This window comes from Aeoliella sp. (assembly GCF_965227375.1).
Lineage (GTDB): Bacteria > Planctomycetota > Planctomycetia > Pirellulales > Lacipirellulaceae > Aeoliella.
Map to the genome: position 1 here is coordinate 2,766,299 of NZ_CBDDFX010000001.1, position 14,616 is coordinate 2,780,914.

Annotated in this window: 12 protein-coding genes; 4 read left to right on the forward strand and 8 right to left on the reverse strand. The window is 61.5% G+C overall.

Translation table 11 applies throughout. The features are described from left to right. Window positions 1–67 precede the first annotated feature (67 nt). Both ACQK2L_RS11300 and ACQK2L_RS11305 read right to left on the reverse strand, forming a co-directional pair. Entirely contained in the window at window positions 68–1,624 is a 1,557-nt protein-coding gene (locus tag ACQK2L_RS11300; RefSeq protein ID WP_425397070.1) for a Y-family DNA polymerase, read from the reverse strand. Beyond that, complete coding sequence (locus tag ACQK2L_RS11305) at window positions 1,524–2,321, reverse strand: ImuA family protein (protein WP_425397071.1); 798 nt, start codon at window positions 2,319–2,321, stop codon at window positions 1,524–1,526. Before ACQK2L_RS11305 ends, ACQK2L_RS11300 begins: the two co-directional genes overlap by 101 nt. Window positions 2,322–2,600: 279 nt before the next feature. Between ACQK2L_RS11305 and ACQK2L_RS11310 the strand changes: the two genes are divergently transcribed. Further along, the gene (locus ACQK2L_RS11310; protein WP_425397072.1) at window positions 2,601–4,769 is read left to right on the forward strand and encodes a DPP IV N-terminal domain-containing protein; all 2,169 of its coding nucleotides are present in this window, start codon (window positions 2,601–2,603) and stop codon (window positions 4,767–4,769) included. A gap of 83 nt (window positions 4,770–4,852) precedes the next feature. On the opposite strand, the gene ACQK2L_RS11315 is transcribed toward ACQK2L_RS11310, so the two are convergent. From ACQK2L_RS11315 to ACQK2L_RS11340, 6 genes are all read right to left on the reverse strand, one after another. Beyond that, window positions 4,853–5,752 (reverse strand): DUF72 domain-containing protein, encoded by a 900-nt coding sequence (locus ACQK2L_RS11315; protein ID WP_425397073.1) that lies wholly within the window; start codon window positions 5,750–5,752, stop codon window positions 4,853–4,855. A gap of 64 nt (window positions 5,753–5,816) precedes the next feature. Then, window positions 5,817–6,554 carry a hypothetical protein gene (locus ACQK2L_RS11320; protein WP_425397074.1) on the reverse strand — a complete coding sequence of 246 codons (738 nt, stop codon included), beginning with the start codon at window positions 6,552–6,554 and terminating at the stop codon, window positions 5,817–5,819. A 7-nt stretch (window positions 6,555–6,561) separates the two neighbouring features. Beyond that, window positions 6,562–7,008 carry a Holliday junction resolvase RuvX gene (ruvX, locus tag ACQK2L_RS11325; protein ID WP_425397075.1) on the reverse strand — a complete coding sequence of 149 codons (447 nt, stop codon included), beginning with the start codon at window positions 7,006–7,008 and terminating at the stop codon, window positions 6,562–6,564. 154 nt (window positions 7,009–7,162) lie between these two features. Next, on the reverse strand, window positions 7,163–8,200 hold the full coding sequence (locus ACQK2L_RS11330) for an esterase/lipase family protein (protein ID WP_425397076.1): 1,038 nt from the start codon (window positions 8,198–8,200) through the stop codon (window positions 7,163–7,165). Between the two features lie 39 nt (window positions 8,201–8,239). Beyond that, entirely contained in the window at window positions 8,240–9,334 is a 1,095-nt protein-coding gene (locus tag ACQK2L_RS11335) for a mannose-1-phosphate guanylyltransferase (RefSeq protein ID WP_425397077.1), read from the reverse strand. Between the two features lie 133 nt (window positions 9,335–9,467). After that, entirely contained in the window at window positions 9,468–10,541 is a 1,074-nt protein-coding gene (locus ACQK2L_RS11340) for a thiamine phosphate synthase (RefSeq protein WP_425397078.1), read from the reverse strand. A 299-nt stretch (window positions 10,542–10,840) separates the two neighbouring features. Between ACQK2L_RS11340 and ACQK2L_RS11345 the strand changes: the two genes are divergently transcribed. From ACQK2L_RS11345 to ACQK2L_RS11355, 3 genes are all read left to right on the forward strand, one after another. Next, window positions 10,841–11,575: a tetratricopeptide repeat protein gene (locus tag ACQK2L_RS11345; RefSeq protein WP_425397079.1), complete on the forward strand. Its 735-nt coding sequence runs from the start codon at window positions 10,841–10,843 to the stop codon at window positions 11,573–11,575. A gap of 109 nt (window positions 11,576–11,684) precedes the next feature. Beyond that, window positions 11,685–11,906: a Clp protease N-terminal domain-containing protein gene (locus ACQK2L_RS11350; RefSeq protein ID WP_425397080.1), complete on the forward strand. Its 222-nt coding sequence runs from the start codon at window positions 11,685–11,687 to the stop codon at window positions 11,904–11,906. 113 nt (window positions 11,907–12,019) lie between these two features. Continuing rightward, window positions 12,020–14,596 carry an ATP-dependent Clp protease ATP-binding subunit gene (locus tag ACQK2L_RS11355; RefSeq protein WP_425397081.1) on the forward strand — a complete coding sequence of 859 codons (2,577 nt, stop codon included), beginning with the start codon at window positions 12,020–12,022 and terminating at the stop codon, window positions 14,594–14,596. Window positions 14,597–14,616: the final 20 nt, after the last annotated feature.

Here is a 14,616-nt window from a genome sequence, read left to right on the forward strand (position 1 = left end):
GTTTACGGCGGGGTGAAGAGAATGCCAATCAACCCGGCGCAAACGCCGGGCCTAAGTACTTAACTCTTCATTCATAAGCTCCATGCAGATACCACTTCTGCCGGCGCAGGCAGCGGAATAGCCAGAAGCGGCGGCCGGTGGTGGTTTCGACGCAGTAGTAGTCGCGGCGGACGCCTCGGCGGCGCCACCAGCCGGTTTCGATTCGCTCCGGGCCGCGGTGGTGGGCCACGACGTATTGCTGGCCGCCGTGGGTGAAGCGGATAGGCGGTCCTTCGTGCAGGAACGACAATGTCTCCACTCGCTGCGGCTTGGAAAAAAAGTGCAGCGGGCGATCGAGCGGGGCGAGCTTGGCGGTCGACGGCTTGGCAGTCGACTTTTTTCTCGCCGTCAGGTTGCCGACCAGCGATTGCTCGGTGTAGGCAAACTCGGCCTGCGCTTCGTGCTGCACCCGACATTGAACCACCGCTTCGGCACCGAGCCGGCCGGCGAGGCGGTCCACCAGCGCGGCGACGCCCGTGGAATGTTGCCAATGCGATTCCCGCTCGAACAACACCCGTTGCTGCCGGGCGAGCGGCGCGTGTTTGGTCACGTGCACTTTCACAGCGGTTACTGGGCTGGTTAATAGCAGTCGCTCGGAGCGCAGGGCGACGATCTCCATCAAGTGCGCCGCGTCCGCGGTGGGGCGGAACAGCCGCACGTCGAACGACACATCGTCGCTCGCCTGGCATTCCAGGTAGCAAGTGAGTTGCAGCGCCCCTGCGTCGCGAGCGGCGAGTAAGTGAGCCAGCCGGCGGAGCAGTTGCTGGAGAATCTTGTTGATGTGCGTCCACTTGGTGAGCGGCGGTTCCAATAGCCATTGCGTGGTGAGTCGCTCGGAGTGCGCGACCGCGCGGATCACCTCCGCCTGATCGCCCAGCAGTTGGTGGATGCGAGTAAGCAACTCGGGCCCGAACCGCGAAGCAAGCTCCGACCGCGGCAATGCGAGCACCTCCTCGACGGATTCGATACCCAGTCGGCCGAGCGTTTCGATCGTAATGTCATCGAGTCGTAATGCCGCGAGAGGTAAAGAGGCCACTGCCGCAATGCTTTCGCCAACCGGCGCGAGCCGGGTCGTCCCCGCCCCCGAATAATGCGCCAAAGCCCAAGCCGCAGCGATATTGTCGGCCAAGGCGACGTACGCGGTGAGGCCTAGTCGCGTGAGACCTTGCGATACTTGCTCGACCAGCGGCCCTTCGCCGCTGTATAGCGGGGCGAGGTTCGTGGCGTCTAGCAGCAGCGTGTCGGTGTCCTCAATGCCCACGGTGGGACTGAAGCGATGGCACCAGTCGGCCAGCTTTTCCAGCGCGCGACGATCGGCCTCCGCGTCGTGCGGCAGACGCACCGCCTGGAGCGTGGAGATGGCCGTGGCCTCGGCAACCGGCATGCCCGGCTGCACGCCGAACTCGCGCGCCTCGGGCGAACAAGCCACTACGCGCTGACCACGGGACGCTGTGTTTTCGAGCAGCAGTGGCTGGCCGCGCAGTTCAGGCTGTTTGCTCGTGAGACGCTCGATGGGCCAGTTGGGTAGCCAGACGGCCAGCACGCGCTGGGAGCCTGCCAGTGGTCTTGTGCTGGATGGCTTCATGGATGTTCCCCGTTTGTTCGTCCACTTCAAGCTCGACGCTTTGCCCCGGTCGCCCTCCGCGGCTTCGCAGCACCGAAACGTTCAACTTCCAGCAGGCGGGCGGGGGGCTTTCCTGCCACTCTGTTGCGTTCGCGCTGGAGGGAAGCGGCGAGACCAGCAGTCGCGCGGCGGCCCAGCTTGGTTCCTGCTGCGCTCGCTTCGGGCGCACCAGCAGGCCGATTGCGCTGCTGGCTTCGGCTGCCAGTTGCAGGCGGCGGAACGTGAAGCTGTCGATTCGCTCGGGCCACGCCAGTACCGCCGCGACGTCCGGCGAACGTAGCGCTTGGTCGATGGCCCATAGTTCGTCGGCTTCGGTCGCGGGGCGGATGACAATCGTGTGCTGTAAATCGATGCCCCACGCCGAAGCGGCGGGTGGGTAAAAGTGTCCTTCTCGGTCAATCACCACGATGGCGCCGCCGGTGTGCTGCAGGTTCTTCAGTGCTGCCACTGGCAGCAAGCTGGCGCCGCTGCCGGGCCCGTCGGCCACCCATTCCACAAGCATTCCGCTTTGCAGCCCCCGCTGGGGTAGCAGCCGGTCGACCGCTGTGACGCCTGTAGACAGAACGGTTCGCTGATGGTCATATCGAGGAGCCTCAAGTCGCTCGAGCATCCCTCGCAGTTGGGGCAGTTTGTTCGGTGAAGGAGCAGTGGCAATCATGGTGGATACGACCGTGTGGTGAATATGCGTTCAGTTCCTGATCAGTATACGCACGTGCACTTCCTTGGCAACCCATAAAGTACGAAGAACGTCGCGCAGTGGTTGTTCGAATAACCGCAGATAGTGAACTCCGCACCGCCGCACGTTACGATGGAGGCGAATTACCGATTTCACTTTCTTGCCACGAAGAGAAAACCGACCGAGATGCCAAATTCTTGCCACTCGTTACGACGACCTGCCGCGACCCTGTGGGTCGCCATTGCCCTAGGAATCTGTTCGATGAGTCTCGCCGACGAACGTTTGCAGGATAACTTTCTCAAAGAGCACGCCCAGACTCGCCGCTACAGCCTGGGCAATCCCACATCGATCAAAGTCACGCCCGACGGCAAGGCGGTGTTGTTTCTTCGCTCGGGGCCGAAGTCGAAAGAGCACGACCTGTACGAATACAACATCGCCACCGGCAAGGAGCGAAAGATCCTCACCGCCGAGCAGCTCTTGGGCGGCGTGGAGGAAGAGCTAACCGCCGAAGAAAAGGCCCGCCGCGAGCGAATGCGGATGACAGCCCGCGGCATCGTGGGCTACAGCTTATCGAAAGACGGAACGCAGATCCTGGTGCCGCTTTCCGGTTCGTTGTACCTGGTGGACCGCGCGACCGGCGAGCATCGCGAGCTGGCAAGCGAAGCGGGCTACCCGATCGACGCGCGACTCTCGCCCGACGGCAAGAGGCTGGCGGTGGTCCGCGAAGGTGACTTGTTCGTAATGGACATCGCGACCGGCGAGGAGACGAAGCTCACCAGCGGATCGAGCGAGACGCTCACGTTCGGCGCGGCAGAGTTTGTTGCGCAGGAAGAGATGGACCGCATGCACGGCTACTGGTGGTCGCCCGACAGTGCGTACCTTGCTTACCAGGAGACGGATACTTCGGAAGTCGAGGAGTGGTTCATTACCGACCCGGCGAACCCCGACAAGAAGCCCGACGCCTGGCGCTACCCACGGCCCGGCAAGGCGAACGCTGAGGTTCGGCTGGGCATCATTCCCGCCGCCGGTGGTGAGACCACTTGGATCGATTGGGACCGCGATGAGTTTTCCTACTTGGCGAACGTCACGTGGTCCGACGGCGCGCCGCTCACGTTGGTGGTGCAGAATCGCGAGCAAACCATCGAGCAACTGCTGAAGGTCGATACGTCCGACGGTTCGACGCACACACTGCTCGAAGAAACCGATGCAGCGTGGATCAACCTCGATGGCCACATGCCCAAGTGGCTGCCCGATGGAGCCGGCTTTCTGTGGAGCAGTGAGAACAACGGAGTTTGGCAACTGCTGCGTTACGATCGCGAGGGCAATCTGGTGGTGGAACTCACGACGCCGGAGCTTAACTACCGCGGCTTGGTCGGCATCGACGAAACATCAAACACTGCGCTGATTCTCGCTGGCCCCGATCCTACCGAGAGGCATTTGTACCGCATTGCACTCACGGCTGATGGCGCGGAGCCTAAGAAACTGACCAAAGCACCCGGCATGCACGGCGCGACGTTGGGATCGGACTCCGGCGTCTATGTGACGTATGGTCAGACGCTCGCCGAGCAGTTGCCTCATCGCGTGGTGTCGGCCGAGGGGGAACAGTTGGGCGCGCTGGAGAGCGTGGCCCTTACTCCGCCATTCAAACCAAGCGTCGAGTTGGTGAAGCTCGACACCGATCCGCCGATGTGCGCCGCCATCGTCCGCCCGCGCGGCGATTGGCTCACAAAGCATGAGAAGCTGCCAGTGCTGGTAAGTGTATATGGCGGGCCTCACGCCCAGGTGGTCACCACCGACGGCGATCGTTACCTCGTCCAGCAGTGGTTCGCCGATCAGGGGTTTATCGTCGTTTCGCTCGACGGGCGCGGCACCCCGGCGCGAGGTCGGGATTGGGAGCGGGCAATTAAGCACGACTTGATCAAGGTGCCGCTGGCCGACCAGGTCGCCGGCCTCAAGGCACTCGGTGAACAATACGATGAGCTGGATATTTCGCGCGTTGGTATCTTTGGTTGGTCGTTCGGCGGGTACTTCTCCGCTATGGCGGTCATGCAGCAGCCCGACGTGTTCCATGTGGGCATCGCCGGTGCGCCGGTGGTCGACTGGCGCGACTACGATACGCACTACACCGAGCGGTACATGGGACTGCCGGAGAAGAACCTTGCAGGCTACGACGCAGCCTCGGTGCTCACCTATGCCCCGCAGCTCGACCGGCCGCTGCTGCTGATCCATGGCACTGCAGACGACAATGTTTACTTCCTGCACAGCACCAAGCTGGTCGACCGCTTGCTGCACGAAGGCCGGCAGGTCGACTTCTTGCCGCTACCCGGCTCGACGCACATGGTGGCCGATCCCGATCTGTCGGCCCTGTTGAACTTGCGGATGGCGGATTACTTCCGTGAGCACCTGCACAACGAAAACGACTCGGACTAGAAGTGCAAAAGTCTAGGTAGCCGGATTCGCAAGAATTCGGACGCGCGTAGGGTGGTGCTCCGAATTCTTGCGAATCCGGCTACCTAGAAAAGAGATTGCTGGCGCTGCACCTTCTGGCCCGGCCATGCGGAGAGCGGTGGCATCGTCGGCATGCGTTCCACCAGCCGGGCGTGGAACAGCGCCGCCACGGCCGGCGCGAGGGCGTTGTTCGGGGCGTGCGTAAAGAAGTAAGGGGTGAGTCCCTGCGCGAGCCAATCGGCCACAACCGTAGTCCATTCGTCCATCCAGGCAACGACACTCTCGACATCGTTGCGAGCGATGAACCGTACCATGGGCGACGTGTTGGTGACCGTGAAACGGACCGGCACTTTTGGTTTGCGATTCTGAGACTCCACTTCGAATTCGTCGGTGGCCGCCGCGGAAAACAGCGGCCGGCTATCGAACAACACCCGATCGGCGCGGTACTCGTGCAGCATGGCGTCGAGCGACTGCTCGGCGGCGCCTTCGGCGAAGAAGTCGTCGTGGCGGACTTCCACCGCGTAGGGAAACTCCCGCGGCAACGCGGCGAGGAATGCTTCAAGGTTGTCGAGTTTCTGTGCGTCGAAGTACGGTGGCAGTTGAATCATGGAGGGACCCAGTTTGTCCGCTTCGCGCAAGATGGCGAGCAGCGACAGAAAGGCCTCGGTCTCCGCTCCAGCGTCGACCAGCAGCTTGTCGTGCGTCACCGTGCGAGGGAACTTAAGCGCAAAGCGAAATCCCTCGGCCGATTCATCGGCCCACCGCCGCACCGTGTCGGCAGCGGGCAAAGCGTAGAACGTGCTGTTCCCCTCCACGGTGCCAAACGCCTGCGTGTAATCGGCGAGCCACCGTGAACGCGATTTCCCGGCATACACCGTTCCCACCCAGGCATCGCAGTTCCACACAGGGCAACCAAGGTAGTAGGGCAGGGCGGGCATGAAAGAACTCAAGAAGGGGCGGACCATTAAGTTCCCTCTCCCCGTCGCGGGTGAGGGGCGCACGTGAGGAAACCTCTCGCATTTCGAACCGTCAATCGTCCTCGGCGCTGTCCCCGAACGCCTTCCAATATGATCTTTCGGCGGGATCGGGAGGTCTACGCCTATAGGCAAAAGTCCACTTCGGCGTCGGCTGTACTTCTACATTCAAATCGCCGCGCATTTGCGACAATCGAGTGGCTTCTTTCGTCGCATGCCATGGAAGGCTCACCGTCTTCAGTGAATCTATCTCAGCCACCAGCGAGAAACACTCAGGGCTAAGATGATGCGAGCCCCAACTCAGTTCCATGTCGATGAGGTTCGTGGACTTCGCCAGTGGCAGTAAAGCCCTTCGAGTGAGATTGGAGTAATGCACGTCGGCGATTTTGATGCGCTGAATCTGATCCAGTCCCGTCAGAAGTTCCTGAAGCTGATGTTCTTCGACGCCAGAGTAGGTGTCAGTGATTTCCAGCCAGCGGAGATCGGGAAGTCGGCGCAAGTGGGCTGCAAGCTGTTTGTAGTCCCTGAAATCAACGTTCTCTGTAGATAAGCTCGCCCCCACCGGCGATGAAAAGTGATCTCGGCCCAACGACTGCACCATCCAGTCGGGAACCAACGAGCCTGGCGAACGGTATTCGATGCGAACACCTGCGTTCTCCAATTGCTCGACGGCCGCTTGTTGCGTCCGAACCTTCGGCATGTGCCATCCGAGCCACAAGCAGATCGCGGTTACCACCAAGAGCGCAGTGCGGAGCGACCATCTGGCTAAACGCCGGCGGGGTTGGGGTGCCATGTTCATCCTAACCTAACGAACCCGGTTCCTCTTCACTCTTCGCCCCCGCTTCCAGATAGGCGGTCAGCATGATCTGCGCGGCCAAGGCGTCGAGCTTGGCTTTGCGGCGTTTCTTTGTCAAGTTGGCCGCTTGTAGCATTTCTTCGGCTTCGGCAGAGGTGTAACGTTCGTCGAACAGGTCGACCGGCAGCTCGGTGGTCTCGGTGAGCCACTTAGCAAACTGGCGGGCTTCGAACGACTTCTGGCTCTCCTCGCCGCTCAGGTGGACCGGCAAGCCCACCACGAACTTCACCAGCGCTTCTTCCTTGGCCAACTTGCGGAAATACTTCGCGTCGACCTCCGGCGTTTGTCGCTGGTAGATCTCCAGCGGCGAGGCAATCGCCACCGACAGATCGGCAATGGCAATGCCAATGCGAATGGTGCCGTAGTCGATGCCAGCGATACGTTGGGCCATGGAGTTGTGTCACGCAGAATTACGAATGTCGTTTGGGCAGGCGAACATGAGCCAGCTGCTTGGGTGGCTGGGGGACGAGCTCCGCGAGCCCCCAGTAGCAAAGCTGCAGTAACTGCTGGGGGCTCGTTGCACTCGACCCCAGGCACCCAAATGGCTACTCGGTTTGCGGAGGCGCGGCTTGCGAGACCTGCTCTTCCTTCGGCTCCAGCGGCGCTCGGGCCTCTGGCGATTCGAAGTAGCCGTGTTGCAGGAATCGAGCGGTCATCTCCTGGGTGACGTCTTCGTCCATCATCGTGGCGTGGATCACCTGCAGCACGCGGAAGTCGCGGGCGCCGGTCAGACGCGTTTCGTCCACGCCGACGATCATGTCATCGTCGCCCGGGATTAGCGGGTTGTGCCCCGCACCGTCGGCGGTGCCGCCGGCCAATATGCCGAAGTCGAACGATGGCGTCGCCAGTTTCGGCTCGAGCTTCTCCCAATCGTTCTGCAATTCGAGGCCCGCCTCGCCGGCGATGATGTGGTTGGCGTCGATCGGTACCAGCGTTTGGGCGAGTGACGGGCGGTGGTTCGGCGGGCCGAGCATCACCATGCGGCCGATTTTCCTTCCGCTTCGGCCCCACACGTTTTGGTGCGCCTTATTGCCTAGCCAGTAGCGAATCACCAAGTTGCCCAGGCTGTGGGCGACGAAGTGAATCTGCTGGACGTCGTCCAAGTGATTGATCGTTTTGGCGAGCATCTTGGCGTGGTCGCCCACCGAGCCGCGCGTCGAGGGATAGCCGAGCACGATCGGCTGCCAGCCAGTCTCTTTGCCCACGCGCTCTGCGATCCGCGACATGCTCCAGCGTGTGCGGAACAAACCATGCAGGAACACCACCGCGGTGGGTGAATTTTTTAGTTCCGGTTGCTCCTGGCGAATGTCGCGGAGCGCCGCCTCGCACGAACTAAGCATGCCCCAGGCGATGCGCTGGTAGTCGGGGTCGAGTAACCTGTGATGCCCGGTGAGCGCGTGCTGCTGGATGCGGTAGCCGGCGTGGTAGCGGACGTCGCCCCAGAACTGCTGACCGCCGGAAGTCGAGGACTTTACGTTGGGCAGTCCTCGCCGACGCTTCGGCTGTCCTTCGCCGCGCGCAAAGGGAGCCGCGCCGCCGGCCAGTAGCGCTGCGAGTCCGAGTTGGAATTCGCGTCGATTCATGGTTACTCCATTATACCGGGCAGGGCTAGCGAGCGGCTCTTACAAATGCTCGTGCCAGCCGAGGGATTCGAGCTCTTTGACAATCTTGCGGATCGACTCTTCGTCGTGTTTGTTGGCTACCAGCGTGGCGTCGGGTGTGTGGACCACGATGCAGTCTTCCAGGCCGAGCGTCACCACCAGATGGTCATCCGACGAGCGGACAATCGTGCCCGATGTGCCTAGGCCCAGGTGCCGGCCGACGATGGTGTTGCCCTCGTCGTCCGTGCCGAGCCGGCGAGAGAGCGACTGCCAGCCGCCCAGGTCGTCCCACTCGAATGGCGCTTCGATCACCACGATCTGCTCGGCGTGCTCCATCACCGCGTAATCGATCGAGATGCCTTCGATAGCGGTGAACTCTCGCTCGAACACTTCCTGCTGTTGGTTGGTGCCCCACGCGTCGGCAATCTTCTCCAGGTGCGCGTACATCGCGGGTTGGTGCTCGCGCAGCGCGTCGAGAATGGTCGATGCCCGCCATACGAAGATGCCGCTGTTCCAGTAGTAGTCGCCCGACTCGAGGTACTCGGCCGCCGTTTCGGCATCGGGCTTTTCGCGGAACTCCTTCACGTGGTAGGCCGGCGCGAGCGACTCGTCGGTCGACAGGGCCATCGGCACGTCGCGATGAATGTACCCAAAGATCTCGGCCGGGTAGGTCGGTTTGATGCCGTAGGTGACGATCACCGCCGGGTTGGCCTCGATCAACTCCACCGCCTGACGCACGGCGTCCTGGAATGCTTCGGGCGGATCGATCACATGGTCGGCCGGCATCACGGCCATGATCGCCTCCGGATCGTTTGCAACTTTTGTAACGAGCAATGCAGCCAGGCCGATGCAGGGAGCGGTGTCGCGTTTGGCCGGCTCGCCGACCACGGCTTCGGGCGGCAACTCGGGAAGCTGCTCGCGCACCGCGTCCACCAGTCGGGCGTTGGTCACTACCAGACAGTTCTCTGGCGGCGCCAAGTCGCCGAGTCGCCCGACCGTCTGGGCGATCATCGTACCGCCGGGCACCAGCGACAGCAGTTGCTTGGGCGACATGCTGCGGCTAGCAGGCCAGAATCGAGTGCCGGAACCGCCGGCCATAATCACGGGATGAAGCATATGAACTCAGAGACGAATGACTAAATGACGAATGACCAAAACGCACTCTACCCCAGGGCCAATAACCGAGGACCTACGTGTCGTCGGAGGGATCGACCCGCTCTCCGCCCCAGCACCTCTTCAAGTTCGCCTATCATACTCCAGATGCTGCTTTAGCTGGAGTCGAATGTGCGAGGACTTCTTGCAGTAGTTTCGCAGCTTCCGCGGGACTTTTGGCACCAGTGACAGCACCCGCCACTGCCACCCGCGAGATGCCGCTGGCCAGCACCTGTGGCAGGTTCTCCGTGGTGATTCCGCCGATGGCGAAGGTGGGGAGCGAAATCTCGCTGGCGACCTCGCGCAAGAAGTCGAGCCCGGCGAACTCGGTGAACTGTTTGGTAGTGCTGGCGAACGTCGGCCCCGCGCCCAGGTAATTGGCTCCGTCGAGCACCGCCTGCCGCGCCTGCTGAATGTTGTGCGTCGAAATACCGATCAGCATGTGCGTTCCGACCACCTTCCGCGCGGCGGCCACGCTCATGTCCTCCTGGCCCAAGTGCACGCCATCGGCACGCGCGGCCATGGCGATATCCGCACGGTCGTTCACGATGGCCAAAGTCGTGGAGCCTCGTGTCGCGGCGACTAACTGTTCGGCGCGGGCGAGGAGCGTGCTGTCGTCGAGCGATTTGTCGCGCAACTGAATCGCTCCCACGCCGGCAGTGACGAGCGACTCGACCAATTCGCCGAACGCTGCCTCGGACTCGCGGCCGTCGACCAGCACATAGAGCTTTCCATCGGCAAGTCGCTCCTGAGCATCCGCGGTGAGTCCGGCCGCTTTCTCCAGGGTATACAGTTGATAACGCAACGACTCGCATTGGCCGGCCAGCGGAGTGTCCAGCAACTTGGCGTACTCTTCGATGGTCCGCAGCGCCTCGGCCACCCGACGGAAACTGGCAGCCGCCACGTCGTGCGCCGTGCCGCGTGAGTTTTCGCTGGGGGTGGTGTTCTGGGTGCCGACGTCGCCCAAAGTGTCCCGTGCGGCCAAGCGATCGGTTGCCTCGAGCCCCGCAGCGGCTGTGGAAAGGTCGTGTCGCAGCGATTTTGCACGCCCCGCCAGGTGTCCATCGTCCAGCACCATCCGCAGGTAGTCTTCGACGACGCGCAATCCCTCGCCGGCGCGGTTCAGCGCGGCATCGAGGATGCGGAGCGTGGAGGTGTTGGTGTGGTTCATTGGGTTTTCCGACGACACTGAGGTCGTCAGCTATTTGGACACTAGTGGCAGCGGCTTACTCCGTGCACTGATACTACCGGCTCGCCATATTCTTATCCCTGATCCCCGACCCCAGAATCCTCACCTCTCGCGCCGCTAGCATCAATCGATCTCGCCGCGTGGCGGCCGAGGCGTTATCTTCCTCATAATACGTACCGACCGCTCCGGCAGGCAGCGTGGGGTTGTGTCGTTTCGTGGGGCCAGGGCCATTGCGCGGCAGCGCACGCTGGTCGTAAGTTGTGGCTATTAATCGAGTTGTCTTGAATCGTCCAAGCGCGGACCTACACTTTGGCGGACTTACCAGCCAGGTGGGTGACACCAATTCGGTGGCGGCGCGGGACAAACGGATGAATGGGTTTGCTTTGCCGTCGCCAGAGCCGAAAAAACGCCCTCCCTGGCTGGCCTACCTGTGGCCAGGACTCCCCCACCTGTGGGTCGAGGGGTCTTGGGCGGGTTTGGCACTCGCGATAGGATTTACTGCGCTAGTGAACCTCGCCATCGTCAACCTATTTATATGGCCCGAGCTGATGGAGCCAAGGGCAAAATGGGTAGGCGGGGCAGCTTTGCTCGCGCTGTGGATTGCCGCGCTGTGGGAGACACGTGGAGAGCTTCGCCGTCAGGCAGAGCGCCGCAAGGCCGCCGAAGAGGACCGGCCCGACCCGCAGGCCGAGCGACTTGCCAAGCAGCAGGCCGAAGCCGACCAGCAGTTAATGGCCGCCCAGCGGTCGTACCTGGCAGGCGATTGGATCGCCGCCGAGCGAACGCTGCTCGAGTTGATAAAAGTAAACAAGAACGACATCGAGGCACAACTACTACTTGCCACCCTGTGGCGACACCTGGGGCGGAACCGCCACGCGGTGAGGCGACTGGGCCGAATCGCTCGACTCGACGCCGCCACATCCTGGCAATACGAAATAGAACAAGAGCTGAATTTCGCCACGGCGACGCCGACTAACGTAATCGACCAAACCGACCAAACGAACGAGGCAGCCTAAATCACCGTATAAGAGACTGCGATTGGATTATTGGTACTCGCGTGCCTAGAATTCCGCAGGTTTGCTTCCTTCGCCCGGATTGCCCCACTAACCAGGAGCCCGTAACGGCATGTACGAACGTTTCGACGACTCAGCACGCGGAGCATTGCAGAACGCTCACCGAGCTGCCATGAAGCGCAACCACGAGTACGTCGGGACAGAGCATTTGTTGTTGGGATTGCTGGAAGACCAAGAAAGCGTTGCAATACAAGCGATGGTCAATCGCGGCGTAACGCCCGATGACATCCGCCGGGAACTCAACCGCATCCTTGGCGATAACGAAGAGACCTAACGATCGTCGTTTAGACGTTGGCCCACCTAACAAGACTTTTCCATAGAAATCACACGACGCTGTAGCCCCGATCGAGCGACCCAGACCCTTCGATCACAGCAACGGAGATAGGCATGTACGAACGATTTACCGACCGCGCCCGCAAGGTCATGCAATTAGCGAACCAGGAAGCGCAGCGGTTCAACCACGAATACATCGGCACCGAGCACGTGCTGCTGGGCCTCATTAAAGAGGGCAGCGGTGTGGCCGCCAACGTGCTGAAGAACCTGGACGTCGACCTGCGGAAGATCCGCTTAGAGGTCGAGAAGCTGGTGCAGAGCGGTCCCGACATGGTGACCATGGGCCGGCTGCCGCAAACACCACGAGCCAAGAAGGTGATCGAGTACTCGATGGAAGAGGCTCGTAACCTGAACCACAACTACGTTGGCACTGAGCACATCCTGCTGGGCTTGTTGCGAGAGCAAGAAGGCGTGGCGGCTCAGGTGTTGATGAATCTCGGCTTGAAACTCGAGGAAGTTCGCGACGAAGTGCTGAACCTGCTGGGCCACGGTCTGGAAGGTGGCGAAGGCGAACGTGGTGGCCGCGCTCCTTCGGGTGGCGAAGAGGAAGGCGAAGGCCGCGAAGGTGGCAAGAAGGGCAACCGCAGCCGCACCCCCGCGCTCGACAGCTTTGGTCGCGACCTGACGGAACTCGCACGCCAGAAGAAGCTCGACCCGGTTATTGGTCGTGCCAAGGAAATCGAGCGAGCCATTCAGGTGCTCTGCCGCCGCACGAAGAACAATCCTGTCCTGCTCGGCGAAGCGGGCGTTGGCAAGACGGCCATCGTCGAAGGCTTCGCCCAACGCGTCGTCGATGGCGACGTGCCTGAGTTGCTTTTGGACAAGCGAATCGTGGTGCTCGACCTGGCGATGATGGTCGCCGGCACCAAGTACCGTGGTCAGTTCGAAGAGCGCATCAAGGCGGTGATGAACGAAGTTCGCCGCGCGAAGAATACCATCCTGTTCATTGACGAGCTGCACACCCTGGTCGGCGCCGGTGGCGCCGAAGGTGCGATCGACGCCTCGAATGTGCTGAAACCCGCCCTGGCGCGTGGCGAGATCCAGTGCATCGGCGCCACGACGCTCGATGAGTACCGCAAATACATCGAAAAGGACTCGGCGCTCGCCCGCCGGTTCCAGGAAGTGCTGGTCGAACCGACCTCGCCTGAGGACACGATCGAAATCCTCAAGGGTCTTCGCGACCGCTACGAGGAGCACCACCGCGTGCAGATCACCGACGACGCGATTCAATCGGCCGTCGAGTTCTCCGATCGTTACATCACAGGCCGCTGCCTGCCGGACAAGGCGATCGACGTGATCGACGAGGCGGGCGCTCGTGTGCGGCTGAAGAGCATGAGCAAGCCGCCAAATCTGAAGGAGATCGACGAAGAAGTCGAGGCGCTGAACAACCAGAAGGAAGAAGCGGTTGCCAGCCAGGACTTCGAGAAGGCCGCCGCGCTTCGCGACCAAGCCGACAAGCTGAAGAAGAAGAAGCAGCAGATCCACAAGGAATGGCGGGAGAAGTCGCGCGAGAACGGCGGTGTGGTCGATGAAGACGTGATCGCCGAAGTCGTTTCGAAGATGACCGGCATTCCGCTCACTCGCATGAGCACCGAAGACAGCCTGAGGTTGATGCACATGGAGGACGAACTCCACCAGCGTGTGATCAGCCAGCACGAAGCGATTCGTGCGATCAGCAAGGCGGTCCGTCGCAGCCGCAGTGGTTTGCAGGATCCCAAACGGCCTACTGGCGCGTTCATCTTCGCCGGGCCGACCGGTGTTGGTAAGACGCTGCTCGCCAAGGCCTTGGCCGAGTTCATGTTCGGCGACGACGAAGCGTTGATCCAGATCGACATGAGCGAGTACATGGAGAAGCATAACGTCAGCCGACTGATCGGTGCGCCTCCTGGCTACGTCGGTTACGAAGAGGGTGGCCAGCTCACCGAGCAAATTCGCCGCCGGCCCTATGCGGTGGTCTTGCTCGACGAAATCGAGAAGGCCCACCCCGAAGTGTTCAACATGCTTTTACAGATCATGGAAGAAGGCCGCCTGACCGACTCGTTCGGTCGCAACGTCGACTTCCGCAACGTGATCTTGATCATGACCACCAACGCCGGCGCCGAAGCGATCAAGAACGAATCGGCCTTTGGTTTCCAGAAGCCGGACGACGACGCTTCGTACGATTCGATGAAGACTCGCGTGCACGACGAGATCGAGAAGGTCTTCCGTCCCGAGTTCATCGGCCGCTGCAACGACGTGATCGTGTTCCGTCACTTACAGAACAAGGACCTGCAACAAATTGTCGACCTCGAACTCTCGAAGATCACCAAACGCCTGGCCGAGAAGGGCCTGGAACTGGTGCTCACCGAAGAGGCCAAGCAGTTCCTGATCAAGAAGGGTTCGAACACCGACTTCGGCGCCCGCCCATTGCGTCGCGCCATCGAGACCTACGTCGAAGACCCGCTGGCCGAAGAGCTGCTGAAGGGCGAGTTCGCCGGCAAGGACACCGTGGAGGTCGAGATCAAGAAGGTCGGCGACAAGAAGCAACTCGTATTCGAAGGCAAGAGCCTCAAACCGACCGAGCCCGAGCCGGTCGCCGCCGGTGTGAGTGGCGAAGGCGATTCGGAGGAGTCCGAAGGCGGCGACGAGTAGGTTCATCCCTAAGAGAAGAT

Coding starts and splice junctions, on each gene's coding strand:
- ACQK2L_RS11340 (WP_425397078.1), bottom strand. CDS start 10,541: ATGAACCACACCAACACCTCCACGCTCCGCATCCTCGATGCCGCGCTG.
- ACQK2L_RS11305 (WP_425397071.1), bottom strand. CDS start 2,321: ATGATTGCCACTGCTCCTTCACCGAACAAACTGCCCCAACTGCGAGGG.
- ruvX (WP_425397075.1), bottom strand. CDS start 7,008: ATGGCCCAACGTATCGCTGGCATCGACTACGGCACCATTCGCATTGGC.
- ACQK2L_RS11355 (WP_425397081.1), top strand. CDS start 12,020: ATGTACGAACGATTTACCGACCGCGCCCGCAAGGTCATGCAATTAGCG.
- ACQK2L_RS11315 (WP_425397073.1), bottom strand. CDS start 5,752: ATGGTCCGCCCCTTCTTGAGTTCTTTCATGCCCGCCCTGCCCTACTAC.
- ACQK2L_RS11320 (WP_425397074.1), bottom strand. CDS start 6,554: ATGGCACCCCAACCCCGCCGGCGTTTAGCCAGATGGTCGCTCCGCACT.
- ACQK2L_RS11330 (WP_425397076.1), bottom strand. CDS start 8,200: ATGAATCGACGCGAATTCCAACTCGGACTCGCAGCGCTACTGGCCGGC.
- ACQK2L_RS11335 (WP_425397077.1), bottom strand. CDS start 9,334: ATGCTTCATCCCGTGATTATGGCCGGCGGTTCCGGCACTCGATTCTGG.
- ACQK2L_RS11350 (WP_425397080.1), top strand. CDS start 11,685: ATGTACGAACGTTTCGACGACTCAGCACGCGGAGCATTGCAGAACGCT.
- ACQK2L_RS11310 (WP_425397072.1), top strand. CDS start 2,601: ATGAGTCTCGCCGACGAACGTTTGCAGGATAACTTTCTCAAAGAGCAC.
- ACQK2L_RS11300 (WP_425397070.1), bottom strand. CDS start 1,624: ATGAAGCCATCCAGCACAAGACCACTGGCAGGCTCCCAGCGCGTGCTG.